Annotated in this window: 20 protein-coding genes; 12 read left to right on the top strand and 8 right to left on the bottom strand. The window is 60.7% G+C overall.

Annotated features, from left to right (window positions below):
* The 12 genes from ACOQFT_RS23115 to ACOQFT_RS23060 all read left to right on the top strand — a co-directional run.
* Positions 1-1,172 (top strand): strawberry notch C-terminal domain-containing protein (locus ACOQFT_RS23115; protein WP_421600114.1); only part of this gene is annotated, 1,172 nt, incomplete at its 5' end.
* Between the two features lie 14 nt (positions 1,173-1,186).
* Positions 1,187-1,492 carry a hypothetical protein gene (locus tag ACOQFT_RS23110; protein ID WP_055688068.1) on the top strand — a complete coding sequence of 102 codons (306 nt, stop codon included), beginning with the start codon at positions 1,187-1,189 and terminating at the stop codon, positions 1,490-1,492.
* Positions 1,493-1,616: 124 nt separating this feature from the next.
* Complete coding sequence (locus ACOQFT_RS23105) at positions 1,617-2,345, top strand: DUF736 family protein (protein ID WP_093362910.1); 729 nt, start codon at positions 1,617-1,619, stop codon at positions 2,343-2,345.
* 156 nt (positions 2,346-2,501) lie between these two features.
* On the top strand, positions 2,502-3,038 hold the full coding sequence (locus ACOQFT_RS23100; protein ID WP_223228169.1) for a hypothetical protein: 537 nt from the start codon (positions 2,502-2,504) through the stop codon (positions 3,036-3,038).
* Between the two features lie 148 nt (positions 3,039-3,186).
* The gene (locus ACOQFT_RS23095) at positions 3,187-3,768 is read left to right on the top strand and encodes a rhomboid family intramembrane serine protease (RefSeq protein WP_058239131.1); all 582 of its coding nucleotides are present in this window, start codon (positions 3,187-3,189) and stop codon (positions 3,766-3,768) included.
* Positions 3,769-4,166: 398 nt separating this feature from the next.
* A complete protein-coding gene (locus ACOQFT_RS23090; RefSeq protein ID WP_058239113.1) occupies positions 4,167-6,620 on the top strand; it encodes an AAA family ATPase in 2,454 nt (817 codons plus the stop codon).
* Positions 6,621-7,339: 719 nt separating this feature from the next.
* Complete coding sequence (locus ACOQFT_RS23085; protein ID WP_421600113.1) at positions 7,340-8,269, top strand: DUF2493 domain-containing protein; 930 nt, start codon at positions 7,340-7,342, stop codon at positions 8,267-8,269.
* Between the two features lie 133 nt (positions 8,270-8,402).
* Entirely contained in the window at positions 8,403-9,419 is a 1,017-nt protein-coding gene (locus ACOQFT_RS23080) for a GSU2403 family nucleotidyltransferase fold protein (RefSeq protein ID WP_421600112.1), read from the top strand.
* Between the two features lie 541 nt (positions 9,420-9,960).
* Positions 9,961-10,167, top strand: a complete 207-nt coding sequence (locus tag ACOQFT_RS23075; RefSeq protein ID WP_007120662.1) for a hypothetical protein — start codon at positions 9,961-9,963, stop codon at positions 10,165-10,167.
* Positions 10,168-10,728: 561 nt separating this feature from the next.
* Positions 10,729-11,322, top strand: coding sequence for a transposase (locus tag ACOQFT_RS23070; protein WP_421600111.1), 594 nt, complete (start codon positions 10,729-10,731; stop codon positions 11,320-11,322).
* On the top strand, positions 11,309-13,642 hold the full coding sequence (locus ACOQFT_RS23065; RefSeq protein WP_421600110.1) for a relaxase/mobilization nuclease domain-containing protein: 2,334 nt from the start codon (positions 11,309-11,311) through the stop codon (positions 13,640-13,642). The genes ACOQFT_RS23070 and ACOQFT_RS23065 overlap by 14 nt, the downstream gene beginning before the upstream one ends.
* A gap of 8 nt (positions 13,643-13,650) precedes the next feature.
* Positions 13,651-15,651 (top strand): type IV secretory system conjugative DNA transfer family protein, encoded by a 2,001-nt coding sequence (locus ACOQFT_RS23060; protein WP_421600116.1) that lies wholly within the window; start codon positions 13,651-13,653, stop codon positions 15,649-15,651.
* Positions 15,652-15,757: 106 nt separating this feature from the next.
* On the opposite strand, the gene ACOQFT_RS23055 is transcribed toward ACOQFT_RS23060, so the two are convergent.
* The 8 genes from ACOQFT_RS23055 to ACOQFT_RS23020 form a co-directional block, all read right to left on the bottom strand.
* Complete coding sequence (locus ACOQFT_RS23055; protein ID WP_348393622.1) at positions 15,758-16,291, bottom strand: hypothetical protein; 534 nt, start codon at positions 16,289-16,291, stop codon at positions 15,758-15,760.
* A 1-nt stretch (position 16,292) separates the two neighbouring features.
* The gene (locus ACOQFT_RS23050) at positions 16,293-17,228 is read right to left on the bottom strand and encodes a hypothetical protein (RefSeq protein WP_348393623.1); all 936 of its coding nucleotides are present in this window, start codon (positions 17,226-17,228) and stop codon (positions 16,293-16,295) included.
* Positions 17,229-17,479: 251 nt separating this feature from the next.
* On the bottom strand, positions 17,480-18,556 hold the full coding sequence (locus tag ACOQFT_RS23045; RefSeq protein WP_379559943.1) for a type IV secretion system protein: 1,077 nt from the start codon (positions 18,554-18,556) through the stop codon (positions 17,480-17,482).
* Positions 18,557-18,568: 12 nt separating this feature from the next.
* Positions 18,569-18,838 carry a hypothetical protein gene (locus ACOQFT_RS23040; protein ID WP_421600109.1) on the bottom strand — a complete coding sequence of 90 codons (270 nt, stop codon included), beginning with the start codon at positions 18,836-18,838 and terminating at the stop codon, positions 18,569-18,571.
* A 140-nt stretch (positions 18,839-18,978) separates the two neighbouring features.
* Positions 18,979-19,173: a DUF4177 domain-containing protein gene (locus tag ACOQFT_RS23035; protein ID WP_085818105.1), complete on the bottom strand. Its 195-nt coding sequence runs from the start codon at positions 19,171-19,173 to the stop codon at positions 18,979-18,981.
* The gene (locus tag ACOQFT_RS23030; RefSeq protein ID WP_379559939.1) at positions 19,170-20,156 is read right to left on the bottom strand and encodes an ATPase, T2SS/T4P/T4SS family; all 987 of its coding nucleotides are present in this window, start codon (positions 20,154-20,156) and stop codon (positions 19,170-19,172) included. The genes ACOQFT_RS23035 and ACOQFT_RS23030 overlap by 4 nt, the downstream gene beginning before the upstream one ends.
* A 4-nt stretch (positions 20,157-20,160) precedes the next feature.
* Positions 20,161-21,540 (bottom strand): TrbI/VirB10 family protein, encoded by a 1,380-nt coding sequence (locus ACOQFT_RS23025; RefSeq protein WP_110281121.1) that lies wholly within the window; start codon positions 21,538-21,540, stop codon positions 20,161-20,163.
* Positions 21,537-22,223, bottom strand: coding sequence for a TrbG/VirB9 family P-type conjugative transfer protein (locus ACOQFT_RS23020; RefSeq protein WP_181417252.1), 687 nt, complete (start codon positions 22,221-22,223; stop codon positions 21,537-21,539). The genes ACOQFT_RS23025 and ACOQFT_RS23020 overlap by 4 nt, the downstream gene beginning before the upstream one ends.
* Positions 22,224-22,232 lie beyond the last annotated feature (9 nt).

The following is a 22,232-nucleotide window of genomic DNA, read 5'->3' as shown; positions in this document are numbered from 1 at the left end:
GCTCGCAAGGCATGTTCCGCGAGGAGGACAATCTCGAAAGCCCGATCGCACGGGCGGCTCTGCGTGGGTATTTCGCCGATCTTGCCGCCGGGCGCGCTGAGGCGATGAGCTACGAGAGCTTCACCGACTGGACGGCCCTGCGGCTGATCGACAAGGATGGGGTGATCCTTGAGGAGCTTCCCCCGATCCAGCGGTTTCTCAACCGGGTGCTTGCCCTGCCCATCCACATGCAGAACGCACTCTTTGCCGAGTTCATGCGCCGGATTGCTGATCAGACGGAACGTGCGCGCGCGGCGGGCACGCTCGATCTCGGCGTGGAAACCCTGCGCGGCGAAAAGATCGAACAGGTCTCCACAGAGGATCTCTGGACCTGCCCGAAATCCGGCGCCGTGACGCGGATCATCGGGCTGGAGGTGACCGACCCGGTCCACGTCCTTGGGGCCGAAGAGGCCATGTCGCGCAATCCCGACAAGCTGCCGATGGTCAACCGAGCGTCTGGCCGCGCGGCGCTCATCTCGGCGCGGCCCATGCAGATGTATGACGAGGATATCGTCACGCTCATGCGCAAGGCGGTGCGGCCCAATGGCTCCAGCTACCTCGAAGAGACGCGCTTCGAGTCCTCGGCCTGGGAAGACATCGGAAGGCCCGAGTTTGCAGGACTTTGGGATGCCGAGGCCGCATCCCTGCCCAAGACCACCACGACCAAGCTCTACCTGTTGACAGGACTGCTGTTGCCGATCTGGAAGGACATCCCGACCACCAATGAACGCATCTACAGGGTCACGCCGGACGGGGCGACAGCGATGATCGGGCGCACGCTGAGCGAAGAAGGGGCGGCCGCGCTGCGCGCCCGCTTCCTCGTCTCAAACCCGCAAACACCGCAGGAGATGTTGACCGCTGCGCTCGGCACCACGGCGCCGGTCGATCTGGGCCAGGGTCTCACCCTGACCCGTCGCCGGGTCGCAGGCGAGATGCGTCTCGAGCTGGGCGGTGCGGATCGGGGCATGATTGAAGGTCTCAAGGCCATGGGGTGTTTCACGGAGATCATCGCCTTCCAGTTGCGGGTGTTCCTGCCGCATGGGGATGGGATCGACACATTGGGCATCCTCTCCCGGATTGTTGGAACCGGACCAGACGCCACGCGGGACGTAACTTCAGTGGCAGCAGAATAGGCGAGGGGACGATCATGACACTCGAAGAGATCAAAGCCGCCATCGATGCCGGTCGGACCGTGCATTGGGCCAACACCGGCTACCGCGTGCACAAGGACAGCCTCGGCCAATACCTGATTACGTTTGAGCCGAACGGCAGCACCATCGGGCTGACCGACCGGAGCGGGCAGCGGTTGAACGGGGAGGAAGCAGAGTTCTTTATCGCTGGACCGGAGGGTGGCGACGAGAAGAGCCAGGACAGCCAACTGAGAGCAGACGGGCAGGGGAGGGGCGTCGTACCCGGCGGGGAGGTGGCACAATCTCTCAGGCGACAGCGCTGAACTGAAGGTTGGGAAGAAAGGAAAGCGAGCTTTCTGGTTTGTGATCCCAGGAGGGGTCGAAAAAGCAATCCCGGATGCGCTGGCAAGGACGTCAGGCACCGGCCAATCCAAAAGGAAACATCCCATGTTCGCAGGAACCCTCACCCGCAATGTCGAGACCGCAGCCGCTCAGTACACCGGCATGATCCACTCGACGCGCTTTGACATCGCCATCCAGTTGGAGGCGCGGGCCAAGATGTCCGAACGCAGCCCGGATTTTGACGTGACGGCAGTCAACAAATCAGGCCGCAAGGTGCGCATCGGCACGGCCTGGAACGAGACCGGCAACACCAGCGGCAACCCCTACATCTCGATGCAGATCGATGTCGGCTTGGGCCCCTTCCGGGTCAACGCGGTGCAGACGAAAGAGGCGCGCGCGGCCCAAAGCGGCGAATTCGAGATCATCCCTCTGGTCTCGAACGGCCTGATGAAATCCGGCTCGATCTCGGGGGAGCTCACCGCCATGGACGCCGACAACGCCTTCACCGGCTACATCGCCAACATGATGTTCGATCTGGAGTTCATGCTGATCGAGAACAGCTACAAATCCGAGGAAACCCACCCCGATTACCGTATCGAGGTCAGCTCGCCCCGGGGCACACCGATCCGCGTCGGCTCGGCCTGGATGGCGAAAAGCAGCCGCACGGGCAATGACTACCTGTCGCTGCTGATCAACACGCCCGATGGCGACCTGCGCGTGAACGCCGTGCAGAACGAAGAGCAGCGCGGCGGTCAGGCCTTCTCCATCATCCCGTTCATCGACAGCGGTGAGCAGCCGCAGGACGCAGGCACGGGGCTGTCGTTGGTCGCCTAATTGGCACGCGAGGGCGAGACGATCTGAACCCAAAGGGGAGCCGTGGGATCACGGTTCCCCTTTTTCCATGTTTGGCTGCATGATGGGCACCATCTACTTGCGATCTGCTGAATATGATATACGATAATATATTATCGAATGGACGAAGGTAGGCGCATGGTGGCGAGACTGGGAAAAGCTCCGTGGTTCGAGAGCTTTGATGTAGAAGCAGAGGTTGCAGAGCTTCTTGCTCATATCGAGCGTTGCACCGGATTTGCGCTGCTTGACCGCAAGCGTGATGTCATCATGATCCATGCAAGGGCAAAGCTCGACAGGACAAGGCAGGCATTTCTGGAGGCCAAGGCGGCGGGAAAGCCGGTGTCCACATCGCGGCGTGCGTATCTGACCGAAGTTCAGGACACGATCTTCATGGCGATCCCGGAGGAGAACCTCGCGCGGATGCCGCTGCGCGAGCAGGTTCTCAACGACCCGTCATTTTACGCGGATGCCATGCACCGCGCCGCTGCGATTAGCGAGGATGAGCTTTTCATGGCGCTGTCCTCTTCGCTGAAAGACATGACAGTCCAAGACGCCCGGGCCTTCGTCTCGAAGCTTTGGCACAACACGATCGATGACAATGCGAGCAAATACGCCGAAGCCCTGAAGCGTCCCGAGCGTGAACCGCAGCCCTTTCGTCCGGGAAACACCGTGTAAGATCCGAGCCATTCTCTTGGCTTGAGCCGTACCGAGGTTGGCCGCCTCAAACCCCCTTTCCTGGAGGTGGCACCCTGTGCAGCGTGCGAAAGCCGTTGAAGGTGCTGTGGGGACGTCTACTGTCGCCAACATGATGAACCGGGATCACATGCGCGCCTTCTTCCGGCGCGCCGCGGCGCTTGTCGCTTTTGTCGCACTGCTCTGGGCGATTCACCTCCTCAATTGGATCATCGGTTACGGCTTGAACCCGGCCTTCGGCCTGATCCCCCGGCACGTCAGCGGATTGGATGGCGTCATCGCCATGCCCCTCCTGCATGGAAGTTTCGCACACCTGATGGCCAATACGCCGCCGCTCCTGGTGATGGGTGGGCTGCTGGTGGCCACGACCACGAGGGCCTTGCTGCCGGTGAACGCAGTGGTGATCGGCCTCGGCGGCGGACTCGTCTGGCTGTTCGGAAGCTCCGCCATCCATATCGGTGCGTCAGGGTTGGTCTTCGGCTGGTTTGGCTTCCTCGTCGCGCGCGGCTTCGTGGATCGCTCATTGATCACGCTGGGCGCGGCACTGGTGGTCGGTGTCCTCTATGGCTCAATTCTCTGGGGCGTTCTTCCGGGCCAACCCGGCGTCTCGTGGGAGGCGCATCTCTTCAGCGCCATCGCGGGCGCGGCCGCTGCAGCCCTTGTCCGGACGCATGTCCATGTGCCGCGCCTCGGCGGTGTCGATCTGGACTGAAGCCGTACGCCCGACGTGGTCGACCCGGTGCTGTCATTCGTAAACGCCGAGATGCTGCAGTGCAGTTTCCTCAAAGCGGCCATTGCATATGTCCCAGCTCCTAACCCCCAAAAATCGGCGCTGGTTGAACCTTCGGCAGTAATCCCTCACCTTCCTGCAAGAGACCTCTTTCCGCAGGGCGGTGCTCAGCCTAAAGTGGAACCAGTTATTTAGATATGGTGCAAAATGGCGTCGCTTCAGGATTCAGTCGCAAACAAATTCCTCGAGACACTTTCGAATGATGAAAATTTTGATGCATCCAAAACACAAAAGCTTGAAGCGCTCTTGAAAGAAGGTCGGAAAATTAAGGCCGACGATCTAGCCGAGATTTTCACTCTTCCAGACGGAGGGGAAGTTCTGTGATCAAGATCATTTCAGCGCACATCGAGGAATTTCGTGGAATTCGTAAGTTGGACATCAACTTGGCTGAGAAGACCTTCGCGATATCCGGTCCGAACGGCTCGGGAAAAAGTGGGGTCATTGACGCCATCGAATTTGCACTAACTGGTCAAATTGGCAGATTGACCGGAACCGGAACCAAAGGGCTCTCACTAGCAGATCATGGTCCACATGTAGATCACATCAAATTCCCAGATGCCGCATTTGTAGAGCTGGAAGTATCCTTCCCGACGCTTGGCAAAAAAGCCAAGCTCACTCGCAAAGTCTCTGCCCCCAAGAAGCCAAGTATCGAACCGAACGATCCGGACATCGTGGAGATTCTGGACGAAGTTTCTCAGCATCCCGAAATCACTTTGGCGAGAAGAGAAATTCTGAAATTCATCTTGGTCGAACCAACGAAGCGATCTGCACAGATTCAAGAGATTCTAAAGATCGATGAGTTGGGTCAGACCCGTTCGGCACTGAACACAGCATACGGCAAGCTCAACCGGGCAGCGATTGCGGCGGAAAAGGATACGCAGGACAAAAGAAATACACTGTTGCAGCACCTAGGCATCACGTCGTTGTCTGCAGCTGAGATGCTCAAAGCCGTCAATGCAAAGCGCCAGCTGCTAGGACTAGAAATCCACGACACCATAACAGCTGATACAATCATCGACAAAGGCTTGGCAGAGCCTGCTGGTGAACAATCGCTCAATAAATCCGCAGCACTGATCGAACTGGACAAGCTTAACAAAAAGCTCGTCGAGCTTGGACAATCTCCGTCGCCGGATGCAGAAGCTCTTGTCGATCAGATAGAGCAACTTGAAAACGACGCACAGCTCCTTGTTTCGTTGCAACAACGCGATTTGGTGGAAAGTGGATTAAAGCTGGTGGACGGCCCGTCATGTCCGATGTGCGATCATGAATGGCCGGATGAAGCACATCTTCTTTCGCATTTACACGCCAAGCAGCGGAAATCGCAAGCGGCAGGAGAGCTCAAGCAAAAGCTCGTTGAACATGCATCATCGCTTTCGAATGAAGTGGGGAACTTGAAGGCGCTGCTGCTCGAAACTCACCGTATTGCCAAGATTGAGAACGCAGTTGAAATGCTGTCCAGCGTCGTCGCATGGGGCAAAGACTTGGCGTTTTTTCAGGAACAACTAAAGTCTTTCGCAACAATCTTGGAGTTGAAGGATCGCTTGGCCAATGGATGGCCAGCCATACCGGAAGGCTTTCGGGCCAAACTGGCGGACTTTGTGAGCGCTATTCGCGCGAAGCCTGATCAATCAGCTTCGTTGGCCGCACAGAGCTATCTGATCAATGCTGAACAGCGGTTCAAGGACTACAAAGCAGCACGTCTTACCGAGACAGCTTCCCAAAAGGCACGAGACGCCAGCAAAGTCGCATATGACGCTTGGTGCGCAGCGATGGAGTCGGAACTTGACGAGCTTTACGAGGCCGTCGAAGATGATTTCAGCAAGTTTTATCGGCTTTTAAATGACGGCGATGAGCAAAAATTTGTCGCGCGCTTTAAAGCAACTGAAGGGCGTCTCGATTTTGATGTGAATTTCTACGAGCGGGGACTTTTCCCACCAGGTGCTTTTCATAGCGAAGGTCATCAAGATGGCATGGGTGTATGCCTATACCTAGCATTGATGAAGCGGCTATTGGGTGACCGTTTTACCGTTGCGCTGCTCGATGATGTTGTGATGTCTGTCGATGCAGACCATCGCTACCAATTTTGCAAACTTTTGATGGCAGAATTCCCAAACACGCAGTTCGTAATTGCCACCCATGACAAAGTTTGGGCAGAGCAGATGCGTTCGGCAAATCTAGTGACCCGAAAAACATCTATGGCTTTTGATAGTTGGTCTGTGGACACTGGTCCGTTGGTGGAATCAAATCCAGAGATTTGGGCAGAAATTGATGCAGCTTTGACTAAGGGTAAGGTCGAAGTTGCGGCTCCGATTTTGCGGCGTCACATGGAGTTTGTAGCGCGACTACTTGCGGATCAACTGGGGGCGCAAACGGTCTTCAGGGCGGATAACAGCTACGATCTAGGGGGGCTATTACCGAGCGCCTTTTCTAGATTGTCAGATCTCCTAGGAAAAGCCGTCGACTCGGCGCAATCCTGGGGCAACGAGGACCAAAAGTCCAAAGCGCAGGCTCGCAGGCAACGTCTCAAGGAAGCCAATACTCACAAGGGCGAAGAAGACTGGACCGTCAATAAGGCCGTACATTTCAACGAGTGGGCCAATTTTAGTCCCAACGACTTTATGCCTATTGTAAATGCGTTTAAGGATTTGCTGGCATGCGCACAATGCGATGACTGTGGATCATGGCTGTACATTACTCCCAAAGGCACTTCTCCCGAAGGACTTCGGTGTTCATGCAATTCTGTGAACCTAAACCTCAAGAAAAAGCCTAAGTAGCCGCATTTGGGACTTTTATCTCGTTAGCGCGGTGAAGCGAGGTCTGCTTAAGAGGAAACTACCAAGTCATCTGGCACTTGGAGCAAAAGCCCGCGTTCCGCCCATCACGTCGAATGCTGGAGTAGATACTTTGTATAGCTGGCGGCGTGGTCGCCTGCACGTCAACCTTGGGCTAGGCCTTGCGGCCTCCCCTGCTCGGCTTCGCGTGTCGCAGGGGAGAACGGCCCTTCGGTCCGTCGCGCATTCGGCCATGCGGCCTCACCGCGGCGTCGCGCCTGGCATCCCGGTTTGCCCGCCTCGCGAGCACGTCCCTCTCCGGCCGCTCCGCCGGATTGCGCTCTGGTCTGTTTTGGCCCGAGGCCAAAACGATCCCGCCGCTCCATCCGTCTTTCGCGTCCGGTCGGGCCGTTTGCCTGCTCGGGTCGGGCAAACCTACCGTCAAAACACACACACATGAGTGCGGAAGCATATCCTCCGGATGGCCCCCAAATCAGCCCGCGTCAAGGATCGCAAAACTTTTCGGCGAGGGCGGGGCCGGTGGCTTGGGGTGAACCCGTGCGTGAGCGCGCGCATGTGTCGGGTGCCGCGCGCAGAAAACTTTTGCGCCCGGCAAGCCGGCGGCTGCGCCGTCCCTGACCCGGGCAGATTCGGAAACCAGGCATTCGGCCATGCCCCCACACTCACGTGGTGGCCTTGGAACCGAACACTGGAGACCAGACATGGCTTACGACACCGCAAACACCTACGAGACCATCGAGCTTTTCGGGCTGACCGAGAAGGACGCGCAGCTGCCGATCCCGGAAGATCACATCCTGACCGACCGCATCATCCGCGAGAGTTTCGAGGCATTGCTCGGTCCGCTGCGCGGGACCGGCCTTGAGGCAGAAATCGAATCGCTGGCCCATGGGCTCGCGACGATCCTGCAGCGGCGCAAAGTGGCACTTGGCAAGGAGATCGACCGCACCGCCGACAAAATCGGCGCGCTGGCAAAATCCCACGACGGATCGGAAATCGCCGAGACTGCGCTCGAGGAGGCGCAGGCGCGCTTTCTGCAGCTGCGCGAGATCGTCGGCGCCATCGAGGTGATGAGCGAGGCGGCGGCGGAATGCTACGAGATCGAGACCGGCCACGCCTTCATCCCGGCAGCCGGGTCGCGCGCAAGCGTCCGGGCGCAAGAGACCGGGGCGGTCTTCGAGGCGCGGCAGCTGCTGGAGCAGCACGACCGGGAGACAGCCGCGAAGTCGAAAGTCGAGGGAGTTCCCCTGATCGTCTCCGGCGCCACTGACTGGACCGATATCGACGTCATCTTCAACACGCTCGACAAGGTTCGGGAACGCATCAAGCAGAACCGCAATCAGGAGATCTTCCTCTGCCACAAGGGCGGCAAGCACGGAGCCGAGATGATCGCGGCCCGGTGGGCCCGGGCACGCGGGGTCGCGCAGGCGCGCTTCGATCCGCGCTGGTCCGCGCACGGGCGGGCGGCACCGTTCAAGTGCAACGACGAGATGCTGGACGACAAGTTCGCGGCGACGGGAGTTGTGCTCTTCGGCGGCAACGGGGTCGCGCTGAACCTCGGGCAGAAAGCGGAAGCGAAAGGCCTGACGGTCATGCGGGTTGCGGACCCGGCGAAGAAGGCGTCGCAGGATTGAAGAGAGAGGGTCGCCTTCGGGCGGCCCTTTCGTCGTTTCTCAGCGATGTGTAGGTGCCCTCAGTTTCTTTTGCCTAGCAATTTTATGTTTTGATAGGTATATGCGTGCCAAGCAAAACTTGGAAATGATAGGCATGACCCCCCTCAGCAGCATCGCGATGAGCGCCTATACCGACCTGGTGCGTCTTCTGAAGGACGACGCCTTGTCCGGTGTCGAAGGCAAGCCCACGCTCAAGGAGCGTGGGGATAAGGCCTATTGGTATGCCGCGCGCCGTGTCGGGACGGAGATGCGGTTCATCTATATCGGCGAAGACAGCGACGAGACACGTGCGCGCATCGACCGGATCGAAGAGCTGCGCGCGACCGCCAAGGAGCGGCAGGCAGAGCGGTCGCGGCTCGTTCGACTTCTGCGGGCCGAAGGCATGACACCGACCGACCGGGCGACCGGTTCCATCCTGTCGGCCATGGCCGCAGCCGGAACCTTCCGGTTGGGTGGCACCATCGTCGGAACCAATGCATTTCGCCTCTATGAAGGCGAGCTTGGTGTTCGCCTTCCGCTAGGCGGGATGGCCAATACCGGCGACATCGACATCGCGCAGTTCGAGAAGCTCAGCGTTGCGTTGCAGGATCAGGTCGACCCGGGTCTTGCCGAGACGTTCTCGGCGCTCAAATTCGATCCTCTGCCATCTCTTGACCAAGGTCGGACATGGCGATGGGCCCAGGGTGGCAGCGGCCAGTTGGTCGAGTTTCTCACACCGGCGTTCGGAGATGAGACCATCCGTGATCTGCCAGCATTGGGCGTGAACGCCCAAGGTTTGAACTATCTCAACTTCCTGATCGCTGAGCCGATCCACGCGGCGGCGATCTATAGATCCGGCGTTCTGGTGCAGGTGCCCCGCCCGGAGCGTTATGCAGTCCACAAACTGATCATTGCCGACCGGCGCCGCGATGGGGCAGGGAGCCTGAAATCCGCGAAGGACCGCGAGCAGGCGGCTTTCCTTATCGAAGCGATGGCCGAGGACCGGCCCGATGATCTGGCTCGGGCCTATGCCACCGCAATGGAGGTTGGGCCGCGCTGGCGGGAACACATCGGCAACTCGCTGAAGCGAATGCCTGATACCAGGGGGATGCTCGACAGCTTGGGCGCGTGATGGCCATAACCGGGTCGCCTTCGGGCGGTCCTTTCGTCATATCTCATGGCGCGTGCGATCGGTCACACTTGATCTGCATCTCACGGCGTCCAGCACCGTCATCCCTCTACCCAGTCCGTCAGAGTTCGGCCCATCCGCATCGGTACGGGCTGGGGATGGTGCGCACCTAGCACATCGTCAGCAGCGCAAGACGCGAGGGGTCGAGACGTCGCACTTGAGGCTGAAGCCCTGCTCGACCCTCGGGTGGTGTCGCGGAACATCGCATCCACGCGGGCGGGCGTCATCAGCACCCCGGCCAGGTTCGGCAGGACGTGGACGCGGATGGTGGCGACTGCGTGATGGCACAGGTCAATCGGGTCCCTCCTTTTTGGCTCATGCATGTGGATCGCACGGGGTCGGCCCGTTCGTGCCCTCAGCTCACGCTTCGGCAAGCACAAATACGGCTTCCACGGCGGGGCCGCGGACCCTCCGCATTTGCGCTTGCGACCGGTCCTCTTGCCCCCGTGCTGGGTGATCCTCATCGCAATAAGGAGTAACCCAAATGACCAACCACTACGTCGCCACCGTTCCCGTCAAGTTCACCGATACCGATGGCCAGGAGCGCACCCGATTCCAACGCGTGGGCGCCATGTTCCGCAACACCCGCAACGGGGACGGCTCGGAGTTCTTCAGCCTCAAGCTCGACTTCCCGGTCGCGGTCTCGGAGCTGGTGATGTTCCCACCGAGCGCGAAAGATCCCCAGGACTAAATCCTCTGGCGAGGATGGGCCGCCCCAGGACGATCTTGGGGCGGCCCGATCCCTGTTCCAGGGATGCCGTGTCCGGCGGTCAGTTCGCCCGAGGTGACCTCCTCTTGGTGCCGGTCGCTGCGCGCGCAACGGACGATCGCCGCTCGGAATGATCAGGCCGCGACAGACCGGCCAGTCAGCCTCAAGGGGGCCATCCACAAAAACCTATCGGCCAAGGCCTCCCGGTTTTTGCGGCAGAGATTTGGCGGAGCCAAATCTGGCCCTCCTTGACCCTGCCTGTCCGCCCTGTCGGTGGGGTTTGCGCCCGCCCGCGGTTCCGTCCGAACACTTGGTGTTCGGCCAGACCTGCGGGCGGTGCTGGGGAAGGGGGCCTATTGGACAGGTGGGTCGCCCGGTGGCGAGGGGGCAGGCCCGCGTCCCTGCGGTCTGCGGGGGAAGCGGACACCAAGGCTGCCTGAGCCCGAATGCAACGTAAGTATATAATTGACAGCGCGGTATATTATCGTAAGGTGGGGGCAGCCTTGGTGGAAGGTGGCAGGAAATAGGGGGTCTTTCTTCCGCATGTCCCGAACAAAACGCCTGACAGAGATCGAGAAGATGCAGATCGTCCGCGAGGCCGCGGAGGGTGTGTCGACGTCCGAGCTGGCTGAGCGTTTCGAGGTCACATCGCGGGCCGTGCGCTACGTTCTGAAAGCCGATGCCGAGCGCCAGACGGATGCCGCAATTCCGGTCTCCGCTGTCAGTGTGAAGGTGACGACCGCGGAGCTGGCAGCCCTCGACGCGGTGCTGGCCGCGGCCGGGATCGAGAGCCGGGCCGAGGGTCTGCGGCGGCTCATTCAGGCGGCAGGCGGGGTGTTCGTTCCGGACGCGCAGATGGCGGCCGAAATGGCGCGTTACCGCGCCTCTCTGCACGAGGTCGGCAATGGGGTCGCGCAGATCGCCAAGCAGATGACGCGTGCCAACCGGATGGGGCAGGGGGCCGTGGGGGACGCGAGTGCCGAGTTCACCGAATTGCGCCTCGCGCAGATACGCGGGCTGGCGCGGTTCATTCTGGATTCCGCTGACGAGATCGACCTGCTCCTGCGGCGCCGTCGGGACGCGATGCAGCTCGAGGCCACGGCCGCGCTGAGGGAGTTTGCCCATGCGGCTGAATGATGCTGTCGATGCGGTCACGGGCGAGGTCTTCCGGGACGGCTGGAGCCGCATCCGGGGCTCGATGCAGGGGCTGCACGTGGCCAAGCAGAGCCAGCTTGTGCGCGCGGCAGCTGGGCACCGCCCGGCGGTCTTCAAGGCGATCCGGGGCGGGGGGACGCACAACAAATCGCAGCTGATGAACCAGCTCGATTACCTCACCACCAAGTCCACCCATATCGTCGACTCGAGCGGGTTCCTGGATGGCAAGTCCAAGCTCGAGGCGGGTGACATCAAGGATCTGACCGCGCGCTTTGCCAAGCGGTGGGATGCGGGCTTCAAGCCTAAGCTGGGCCAGACGACCCATATGCTCATGTCCTTCCCCATCGGCACGCGGGGAGAGGATGTGCGCGACATCGCGACGGATGTGGCCGAGCGGTTCTTCCAGACCGATGCGGGGCATTTCGACTACATCATCGCGGTGCATGAGGACCGCGATCACCCGCATGCGCATCTGGTGCTGAACCGCCGCTCGCAGGAAGGCGAGTTCTTCTTTCTGGGGCGCAACCATCGCTTCAACTATGACGACTTCCGCCTCGCCATGGTCGAAGAGGCGGAGAAGTATGGTGTGCGCCTGGAGGCCACACGGCGGGTGGAGCGCGGCGTCGTGCATTACCCAGCCCGCACCAGCGAGGTTTATGCGGCGAAAGAAGAGGGCCGCGCGCCCCGCGAGCGCGAACGCGTGGGGCAGGACCTGACCCGGACGCTCGCGGAGATCGCCAATACCAGAACCGTCTATCACTCGCTTGCCGCAGAGGCCTCGCGGGAGGCCCGGGAAGACATCGCCGCAGCGCTCTTCCGCGCTGGCGAGGTGCTGGCGCGCGGCGGGCAGGTGGATCGAACAGGAGATGTCTATATGGCCGAGGATCAAAGCTTCGAGGATCTGAGAAGCCTCTATGCGGAGAAGCTGGCGCGGGTGCAGGGCATGATCGCCGAGAAGTCCGATACGGAACGTCCCATGCTGGAAAAACGCCTTATCGAGATCCAGACGCATGTCCAGCACATGCAACCTCTCGGATTGCGATCATCCACGCTGTCAGAGACCCCCTCGGAGGGCGGGATCTATTCTGAGGCCAATATCGACGCGAGCCGGCTGGACCGTCTGGCCGAGCCGGACTTGCGGTCGCGCATAGACACCGCGCTGCGCGGAACCGGGATCAGCACATCGGAAGTGGTGGCCCGGATCGAGACCGGTGCTTCGAACGCCGCGCTGGAGCATCAATGGATCGCCGATGATCTCTCCAAGGTGGCCGAGGCGCGCGATCTGAACCTCGAGCGCCGTGCCGATCTGGAACAGGCGCGCGACATCCTGAACGATGTGCATGTCGCGCTTGGCACGCTTCTGGAACGGGAAAACGTGCTGCGCCGGGATGGTGTCATGGAAGCGGAAGCGGTGAGCGAGCGGTTCCATTATCACCGGGACGCGGTTCGGGCGATGGAAGGGACAATCCGTCAGGAGATGCGCGCAGACGGCCTGACAGCGCAGCAGATCGAGGACCGGGATTGGCAGGTCGTCTCGCGGGCGGAGCGCCGGATCGCGGCGGAGCAACGCGCGTATCTCGAGGCACATCCGGAGCTGCTCGCATGCCCAGCCGATGTGATCGACCGGTCTGAGCCCTACAGGGAGACCATCACCGATGCGGCCCGCGCCAGCGAGATCACCCGCGAAGTCGATCGGATCATGGCGGGACGCGATGTCCGCACGCCTGTTGCAGATGCTGTCACGGATGACGTCTCGGAGCGCTATCCGGATATGCCCTCCCACCTCGCCTGCGGGCTCGGCGCGACCTATGCAGCCGTCGTCGAGATACGCGACACGGAGGCCATCAATCAGGTTCGCCGCGACAACGAGTTGCGCGAGGGGCTTGGGGTTGGCACGCGCGGCCAACCTCTCGAAACGCGCGATGAAACTGCTCCGCAGTCTGACCGTACCGACCGTGTCGCGGACGAGATTGCGCGTGTCCTGGAACATGAACGGGCAGGGGAGCTGTCCGCGCCCTTCGAGAGCGAGGCGGAGCGGGACGCCTTCCGGGCGGAGATCGCGCGGGTGCTGGATGACCGCCAATTGGGCCGCCTCACATCAGGCGATGCCGATGCACTGGACAAGGTTCTCGAGGACCGCCTCGACCGGCTCTATGTCGCCAAGGTCTACCTGCAATCGGATGCCGCGACGGCCAACACGGAAGCCTTGCGCCAGGTGGTCGATGAACTCGCCGACGCCGAATATGAAAAACACCGCGCCGCGGACGTGGATGGCGAGACCGAGAGGGGTCAGGTCCATTGAGCGCCGCCATGGGAAAGACGCGGATCGCGACCGGTGTGCTTCTCGTCACGTTGGTGACTGCCGCCATGGGCTATACCATTGCCTCGGCGGTGCTGACCTACCAGGATCTCGGCTTCGGGGCCGAGATCGACTTTGCCTATATCGCGCAGAACTATCTGGCGATCCTCGATCGCCGCCCGGAGGATGCGCAACTCATCCACCTGATCATCGGCAGCTTCGCCGCTGCCGGCCTCATGCTGAGCCTCGCCCTGTCGGGGTCCGCCCTGACACGCTTTGGCCAGACCCATTGGCAGACCGCGCGCGAGATGAAGGCCAATGGGTTTTTCGGAGCACCCGGGACCGGGTTCATCCTCGGCAAGCTCGGGCCGCCGGGCTCCCGCGCCAATTACATTTGCTCGAAAGTCTTCCCGCACGCGCTGATCGTGGCGCCCACGGGCCGCGGCAAGACCACGGGCTTTGTCATTCCGAACTTGCTGACCTGGCAAGGCTCTGCCGTGACACTCGATGTGAAGGGCGAGTGTTTCGAGGCCACGGCCCGCCACCGCGCGGCCCAGGGCGACAAGGTCTATCGCTTTGCCCCCACCGATTGGGAGGGCAGGCGCACGCATCGCTACAACCCGCTCCTGCGCATCTTTGAACTGAAAGACCCCGCGCGCCAGCAAATGGAATTGCAGCTTCTGGCGACGCTCTTCCTGCAAAGCGACAATGACCGGGTGCAGGGCCTACTCAAGGGCGGGATTGATCTCTTTGTGGCGGCCGGGCTTTTGGCGTTCCAGCGCAAACGTCCGACCCTGGGCGAGATCTATCGCATCGCCGCCTCGGGCGGGAACAAGCAGAAGGAATACTTCGCGCGCGGCCACGAGGTCGACAACAGGGCCGCCAAGCTGATCTTCACCCGGCTGGCCTCGACCAATAATGACACGCTGACCTCTTACGTCTCGCTCCTGATGACCTCGGGGCTGGACCAGTGGCAGAACCCGGCGATTGATGAGGCGACTGCGGTCTCGGATTTTGATTTCCGGACGATCCGGAGAAAGCCCTTTTCGGTCTACCTCGTGGTCCAGCCGCTGATGGTGAAGCCGCTTGCGCCGCTGATCCGCCTCTTCTTCTCCGATCTTCTCTCGGCCATGCAGGAAAAGGACCCCGGACCGGATGAACCTTGGCCCGTGATGATCATGCTCGATGAATTCAATCGCCTTGGCAAAATGCCGATCGTAGTCGAGAGCATCGAAACCCTGCGGACCTATCGTGGCCATCTGGCCGTAGTGACACAAACCATCCCCGCCCTTGATGAAATCTATGGCGAGAACACCCGCCGCGCCCTGCAGGGCAACGCCGGCGTGAAGCTGTACCTGACGCCCTCGGATGAGAAGACAGTCGAGGAGCTGAGCAAGGCGGTCGGCAAGACCACGAAAACCGTCGTCACGCGATCCCAATCCATCGGCAAGAACCCCTTTGAGGGCCGTAGCCAATCCACACGGACCGAAGAAAGCTCCCTGCTCCCCGAAGACGAGGCGCGCCGCCTGCCACTTGACGAGATCGTCATGGTGATCGATGCCCAAATGCCGGTCCGTGCGAAGCGCATCCAGTATTTTGACGACCGGCTGTTCAAGGCGATCCACGCGGCGCAATCAGGCGAATTGCCGTTTCCGGAGCCGGGGGGAGGGGGGGCGCAAGGAAACCTCCCGTTGAGTATGCGCGCCATGCCGATGACACCGCCGCCGGACGGGTCAGGCGGATCCGAAGCCGATGTGGTGGCCGCACGCCAGGCTGCTGATGGCCAATCGTCAGAGCAAACCGATGTCGGCCCAAAGAAGACTGCGCCCGTCGTTCAAGCCGCTATCGCCGAGGAACAGCGCCAGATGGAGATGGACTTTGGGGCCCAGGTCGCGGATGCCGAGGCAGTGGGCGAAGGCGATGAGGCGCAGTTGCGCTCCGCTGTCGATGGCTTGGACGATATGGAAGCGATGCTGCGAGAGGGGGATGTCGAAAAGCTGGTTGCTCGATAGGGAGGCGGGGATTGCTTGCCTGTCGGGCAGCGGGGAGGATGCGGACTTTCAGGTGCTGCATACGTCATCGATCGCTTGGAACAATCAAGCTACGGTGGGGCTGTAACTACCGATTTCGCTTCTTTACTTGCTCTGCCGCCTTCTTGGCGTCGGCTACGACCTTGGGTCGTGAGTCCTGTAGAACGGCTTCGTAGCGTTCCATCTGAATTTTCATCAGCGAACCGGGCAGTGAAAACGACGCAAGAAAAACAAATGTGGCAAGCCCCAGAAATACGGTTTGTAGCCACTTGAGCAGCTCCAGCATGGTTGGAGGTGTGAGAAACATTGCCAGAGCAATTCCGAGTGTCAGCAGGTAGAGGAAGAACAGCAGTTTTTGGCGGATCAATTTTCGCCGGACCGTGTCCTTCATCCGCTGCAATTCATCCCAAGTCCGGGCCTGTTGTAGTGTCGGCTCCGCGATGAATGTTATCACGGCGATTAGAAAGCCCGCGAGGATTGAAAATATCGTGACGACCGTGTTCACGGCGTTGGGGTTGTTCGCAACCATCGGCTGGAAGCGATAGCCAATGAAGCCTGACACGGCGATAGCCACAACCAGTTGTGTCAGCCTCCACCAGTCCGTTCGCTTCAATGTTTCCACCCTACGCCTCTAGCTGCCCATTTTCATTCAGCTCGCCCATGTAGGTTTCCATCGCGTCCCACGCTTGAAAGACGCTCACGGAGTTGGCGGCCGTTTCTAGCTTGACCTGTTTCCGAACAGAAACCTCGTTCGGTTTAATAGTGGCCCCGTCCCGTAGGTGGATCACAAAGGCATCTGAATCTTCATCTTCAACTACTTCCTCGGCAAAGTCATCTAGTCCGTGTTTTGCTGCCTCAAGGTCCCCCTTGGGCACATTGATCGAAACCTTCACGGTGCCGCGTTCAGCGCGACGCAATTGCTCTACCGACTCATCACGTGCCGTCACGGCCGCAAATGCCCCACCAAAGTTCTGTTTGATGGACTGCCACATGCCGCCACCACCGTCGCCTTCGATCACCTCAAACGCGGTGGCCTCGGAGATGTCCACCTCAAGATCAATGCTCTTGACGCCTACAGCCTCGATGATGGCGAGTTTGTCGGGGCTACCAATACGGACAAGCTCAAATTGACGAGATTCGTCAGGCAGGCCAGCCTTTCGGAAAAGCTGTTGCAGATAAATTCGTAGTGAGCCCGCATTGCGGCCGCAGTTCATGCAGATGACGTGGTTGCCGGAGATGAGAGCCATTAGGTCCGAGTTGAGGAAGTTCTCACCCGGCTCTGGCGGACGCTCACCTACTTCAACCTCAGGCGCGGGGACTGTTGGAATTGTCCCAACACCCTGACCATCGGTGTAACGTCCGCAATGAATAGCAAACCCGTTTCCGTTGCAGTCCCGAGCCCTAAGGCCACAGCTTGATCTGTCATCACTGAATGTGATTGTTCGCTCAGCCTGCGTGGCAAACTGGCCCCATGCCTGCCGCACCAGTCCCTCTAGGTTCTGCCCGTCGTCTAAGAAACGCGCACGCCTGTATTCTAGTGTCTTTGACTGCTTTGCCAAATTGAATTGCTCCTCGTGAATCAACGGCTTTCTTGCTTCATGTCGGTAAATATAGCGGTTGGTTGGCTGCACACAACAATGGGTTGAGTATTGAGGTGAGCGCTACTGTATGAAAAACATTAATTTGCAATCGCCTCGCAGGCCAATGGTGCGCTGTTTCTCAGGCAGAGGGATGGCAAAGGACGCTCCCGGCGGCGGGCGTGCGCTTCAATACAGCTTCAGACCGAAAGGCGAAGTTCCGCAAAGGGCCGTCACCGTCGTCCAAGTCGACCCAGTCTCGCCAGCTGCGCCAGCATTTTTGCCCCCGAGTCTGCGGATCCTGTGCCTCCTGCGGAACCCGTCTGCCCCATGCCTTGCCTCACGGGCATCTGCTGCACGCCGAAGAACTGCCGCGCCCTGAGGGCGGCGTATTCTGCGCCACTTGCCCCGCCGATCAGATAGCGATTGTAGGCCTGCTGGCTGCCCATTGCGGCGCGGGCAAAGCTGTAGCCACCGCCGAGACCACCGGAGAGGGCGGGCATCATGATGTTTCCGGAGATCGCGCGGACGATGAAGGGCGTGGCAATGATGAAGCCCTTGGCCATGAGGACCATCATGAAGAAGGGGATGAGCGCGCCTATGTTTGAAGCCCCTTCCGGGTCGCCAAGCTCACCGATCAGAGCGGAAGAGACGCCAGTGATCGTTGCGAACACCCCTGCGACGACGATTGGGTAGAGTGCGAAGGAAACCAGTGCCGACAGCCAGCGTGCGAAGTAATCTTTAGTCACCTCGAAGAGGGTGAGGAAGATCATCACCGGCGCGATCCCGATTAGAAGTGCGATCATCAGGCGGGATGCCACAAGGATGAAGGCGGCCAGCCCGCCGAGTATCGAGAGCAAGAGGACCCCGACAATGTCGAGCATGGCGCCGGCCATCCAGTTCAACTCTGAACCTGCGGCATTCAAGTAGTCCCCCAACTCGGCGATCAAACGGTCGAATTCTTCGGCGAAAGTTCCAGAAGGGCCAGGAGTTCCACCGCCGACCGAAGCCACGAGCGCCCCCGCAATGCTGTCGATCCCGGCCAAGATGGCGGAGGAGAGGGCGTTGAACTGCACCCAGTTGGTTGCAAATATCCCGATGAGCCCGATCTTGACCGCGAGCCAAAAGGCCGTGCGCCCGTCCATCGCCTTATACTGGTAGATCATGTTCAGGAAGACGAGGATCACCACGAGTGTTGTTCCCAGCACCAGAAGTGTGCCCACCGTTGCCGCAACCGATCCGAACTGGGTTTCGGCGGCGGTGTCGAGATAGCCCTGGGAGGTTTCAACGAAATAAGTGACGACGCTCATAACGGGACTACTCTACCAATTGCCTGCAGCTTCGCAGATGGCTTTGGCGGCAGGGCGGACGGCGCTGGCGCGGCGGTTGTAGGCGTCCGAGGCCTGCAGCATTTCCCAGCGTTCGTCACTGGCGTGGTGCTCACGAAACGCCCCCTCGGCATCGTCCCAGGACGGGAACCGGATCTCGCAAGCGCAGCTGCCAGTCTCTACGATGCGTTCAAGATTTTGGGCTCGGTAGATGTCTTGAACCAGCACGCGCTGATAGGCTTGGCGCAGGGGGATCTCCTGCATCCACACGGGTTCAGCGGGCCGTTCTGGACAGACGTCGAAACTGCGCTCGAGGGTCGGCACGAGATTGCGCTCAGCGAAGCCGGGTGCCGATGTCAGGCCCAGGACCAGCGCAGTCAGTACGAGGGTACAGCCCGCCTGCCTCATGCCGTGGCTCTGGCGGGTGTGGTCTCGCGCTTCAGGAAGACAGTGTGTCCCACATTGGCGAATTCCGAGGAGCTGATCGACACGACCTCCCAGCCTTCGGCCCCCTTCGCGTTCAGGCTGGCCTGCATGTCGGTGAGACTGGTTTTTCGGGTCATGGGAAAGGACAGGATGTCGTATTCAAATGTCTTCATCGGGAAGTTCCAATCTCAGTTGCGCCCGGGAGGTAAAATTCGGTGATGCCGCGCCGGCCATCGTGGCGACCGGCCTGGATGATCACATCGATGGAGTTCTCGATGTATTGGATCATGTCGGCATAGGTCATCGGGATCTCGGTCTTGAGTGCGGCGATGGCCAGACGCTGCACGGCAAGTTGCGGGGTTTCTGCGTGCAGCGTGGTCATGGACCCGCCATGGCCAGTGTTGATCGCCTCGAGGAAGGTCATGGCCTCCTTGCCGCGCACCTCGCCCAGGATGATCCGGTCGGGGCGCATGCGCAACGTTGCGGTGAGCAGCACATCGGCGGTCTGGAACTCCGCATCGCGATTGGCGATGAGGGTCACGGCATTAGGCTGGGTCGGCAGAAGCTCGGCGGCTTCCTCGATGGTGACGATGCGTTCCTCGGATGGCACGTGCGAGAGGATCTTGCGCGCAGCCACGGTCTTGCCGGTGGAGGTGCCGCCAGAGACGATCATGTTGAGCTTGTTGTAGACGCAAAAGGCCAGCGCATCGTCGATCACGCCTGCGGCCACCACTGCGCGCAGTTCGTGGGTTTTCTCGAGGCGGAGTTCTTCGAGTTTGCGCTCCTTGCCAAAAAGGAAATCAAGCGCAATCCCGTCAAGCGGCAGGCTTGAGAAGAACCGAAGGCTGATCGACATCGCCGTTAACACAGCAGGCGGGGTGATGACCTGTGCGCGGATCGGGCGCCCCTTGTAGGTGATCGAGACAGAGACGATCGGGCGGTCCTTGCTCAACGTTGTGTTGGCGGAGGAGGCGATCTGGTTGCCGAGGTCCTTCACGTCCGTCGCGGTCAGCGCCTGGTCCAGCTTGCGCATGAAATGATCGCCCTGGAATTCGCCCCAGCAGGAGCCGTCGGGGTTGATGCAGATCTCGATGACATCGTCGCGGGCCGCGGCTTCGATCCGGTCGAGGGAGGTTTCGAGATAGCTCAGCGACATGGGCTCAGAATATCTCCAGATCGCGGTCGACCATCACCGTGACGCGCGCGCCCTGGTCGACATAGATGACGGGGCCGATGGAGAGATAGTCGCCAATCACGCTGTCCGTGGCATCCGCTAGATCATCGCCCACGTCTTCGAGCACGTCCGCGGCTGTTTCGTCCTGGACATTTGCGGCGGCGGCGCTTGGTGCGGCGGAGATCAGTGAAATCAGCGCTGCCGAGCCAAAGCGCTCATCAAAGCGCGTATCGACAAAGCCGGTCACACCTGAGCGACCCAACTCATCACCCCCGAAGGAGCTGATTTGGACGGTCTGATTATCGGGCAGGATGATCCGGTCCCATGCGATGGTGACGCGGCGCTGCGCGATATCAACGCCCGAACGATACCGCCCGATGAGGCGGGATCCACGCGGGATCAAGAGCCGAGAACCGTCGAAACTGAACACATCTTCGGAGACCACGGCACGGGTCTGGCCGGGCAGGGAGCTGTCGAGGGCGGTTTCCATGACGGCCTGGATCATCGTGCCCTGGATGATCGTGTTGGAGGGATTGGCGATGACCTCGGCTTGCGTCACGGACGTGGGCAGCGCGCCGTTCAACACGAAATCCGTAACCTCGCCAAAAGTCCGTTCGGTCAGCGCCGTCTCATTTGCGCCCGAGGTGCCGCCAAAAGCGATGGTGGGTGAGGTGATGCGGCGCTCCTGGAAGGCGCGTTCCTCGGCCGCGCGGCGTTCAAGTTCCGCGAGTCGCCGTGCTTCCTCCTCGCGGCGGAGCCGTTCTTCTTCCCGCGCGCGCAACTCGTCCTCGGTGGGCCCGATGGGTGCGGGGAGCGGGCGGTTGGCCTCGAGTTGGGCCAGTTCCAGATCCATGCGGAGTTGCTCAAGGCTGCGATCCCGCGCCGTCAGTTCGTCCTGGAATCGTTGCTGTGCGGCTTCCGAGGCGGCTTGGAGCGCAGCGATCTGAGCGGTCAGCGCGTCGATCGCCTCTGCGGCGGCGGTGTCTTCCTCGACGACCGGCTCGGGGGCGTTGCGCAATTCCTCGATCTGAGCCTGCAGCGCGGTGATCTGCGCCAAAAGCTCAGCATTGGGCTCGACCGGATCGGGTGCGACGAACACAACCTCGGGCTCGGGCGGGGGCAAGGTCTCGATGGCGCCGAACCCGTCGCCTTCGTTCTGGAACACGTCCGGCGTGGCCGTGGGAAGGGCTTCCTCTTCCTCGGGTTGGGACATGAGATAGAGCAACGCACCGCCCGCGCCGATCACGAGGACGACGACCAAAGCGAGCAGCGGTGAGCGCCGTGGGGCAGGGGGCGAACCAGCGCCCTTGCCTTGTTCGAGAGCAGCGAGGCGTTTCTCGAGGTCTGCGTTTCCAGTATCGCTCATGAGCCTACCCCCGCAGGTGGTGTGGCCTCGATGCAGACCACCTCCTCTCCGATCCGCAGCACCCATTGTCGGTTGACGCCTGAAACCCGGATCACGCCGTCCTCGGTGGCTTGCGTGTTGACCGTGCGCTCACGGCCATTGGCGTAGCGGAAGATCGCAGGCACCGGCGCGTTCCGCGGAAATTCGAAATACGTAAACGTCCCGTCATCCCAGACACGGGTAGGGGTGAACTCGGTCCGCGCGCTGGCACCGTAATTATAGTTCGGCGCTTGGGTCGCGATGGCACGTGTGGGCCGCGTATTGTCTTCGGGGTAGCGGAACTGGACCACGTAAAAGGTCGGACTGCGGGTCTCCTGGACGTTGAAGTAATAACTGCGCCTGTTCGTGTAGACGGTCACATTGGTATGCACCCCGCGCGCCACCGGCTTGATCGCGAAGGCCTGACCGCCGGGTACGCCGTCGATCTCGAAGCCTTCCGTGTCGCCCGCAATGATCGAGCGGATGCTCTCGCCTTCCCCGAACTCGACCGTGGTCACATGGGTGAGCGACACGCTGAGACGGTAGACCTGACCCTCCTGGTAGGTGGCCAAGCGCACTCGGCTGTCGTTGGGACCGCCACGCGGGATGGTTTCGGCAGAGGCGAGGCCGGGCAACAGGGCAATGACAAAAATAAGCGATCTCATATACAACAA

The sequence above is a fragment of the Ruegeria sp. MALMAid1280 genome (assembly GCF_049195285.1).
Taxonomy (GTDB): Bacteria; Pseudomonadota; Alphaproteobacteria; order Rhodobacterales; family Rhodobacteraceae; genus Ruegeria.
Note: the sequence above shows the minus strand (reverse complement) of the source record. Positions and strands in the feature narration are given on the sequence as shown.

Bases quoted from the DNA above. Each gene is read 5' to 3' on its own strand.
- ACOQFT_RS23110 (WP_055688068.1), top strand. From the start codon at position 1,187: ATGACACTCGAAGAGATCAAAGCCGCCATCGATGCCGGTCGGACCGTG.
- ACOQFT_RS23105 (WP_093362910.1), top strand. From the start codon at position 1,617: ATGTTCGCAGGAACCCTCACCCGCAATGTCGAGACCGCAGCCGCTCAG.
- ACOQFT_RS23100 (WP_223228169.1), top strand. From the start codon at position 2,502: ATGGTGGCGAGACTGGGAAAAGCTCCGTGGTTCGAGAGCTTTGATGTA.
- ACOQFT_RS23095 (WP_058239131.1), top strand. From the start codon at position 3,187: ATGCGCGCCTTCTTCCGGCGCGCCGCGGCGCTTGTCGCTTTTGTCGCA.
- ACOQFT_RS23085 (WP_421600113.1), top strand. From the start codon at position 7,340: ATGGCTTACGACACCGCAAACACCTACGAGACCATCGAGCTTTTCGGG.
- ACOQFT_RS23080 (WP_421600112.1), top strand. From the start codon at position 8,403: ATGACCCCCCTCAGCAGCATCGCGATGAGCGCCTATACCGACCTGGTG.
- ACOQFT_RS23075 (WP_007120662.1), top strand. From the start codon at position 9,961: ATGACCAACCACTACGTCGCCACCGTTCCCGTCAAGTTCACCGATACC.
- ACOQFT_RS23070 (WP_421600111.1), top strand. From the start codon at position 10,729: ATGTCCCGAACAAAACGCCTGACAGAGATCGAGAAGATGCAGATCGTC.
- ACOQFT_RS23065 (WP_421600110.1), top strand. From the start codon at position 11,309: ATGCGGCTGAATGATGCTGTCGATGCGGTCACGGGCGAGGTCTTCCGG.
- ACOQFT_RS23060 (WP_421600116.1), top strand. From the start codon at position 13,651: ATGGGAAAGACGCGGATCGCGACCGGTGTGCTTCTCGTCACGTTGGTG.
- ACOQFT_RS23045 (WP_379559943.1), bottom strand. From the start codon at position 18,556: ATGAGCGTCGTCACTTATTTCGTTGAAACCTCCCAGGGCTATCTCGAC.
- ACOQFT_RS23040 (WP_421600109.1), bottom strand. From the start codon at position 18,838: ATGCAGGAGATCCCCCTGCGCCAAGCCTATCAGCGCGTGCTGGTTCAA.
- ACOQFT_RS23035 (WP_085818105.1), bottom strand. From the start codon at position 19,173: ATGAAGACATTTGAATACGACATCCTGTCCTTTCCCATGACCCGAAAA.
- ACOQFT_RS23030 (WP_379559939.1), bottom strand. From the start codon at position 20,156: ATGTCGCTGAGCTATCTCGAAACCTCCCTCGACCGGATCGAAGCCGCG.
- ACOQFT_RS23025 (WP_110281121.1), bottom strand. From the start codon at position 21,540: ATGAGCGATACTGGAAACGCAGACCTCGAGAAACGCCTCGCTGCTCTC.
- ACOQFT_RS23020 (WP_181417252.1), bottom strand. From the start codon at position 22,223: ATGAGATCGCTTATTTTTGTCATTGCCCTGTTGCCCGGCCTCGCCTCT.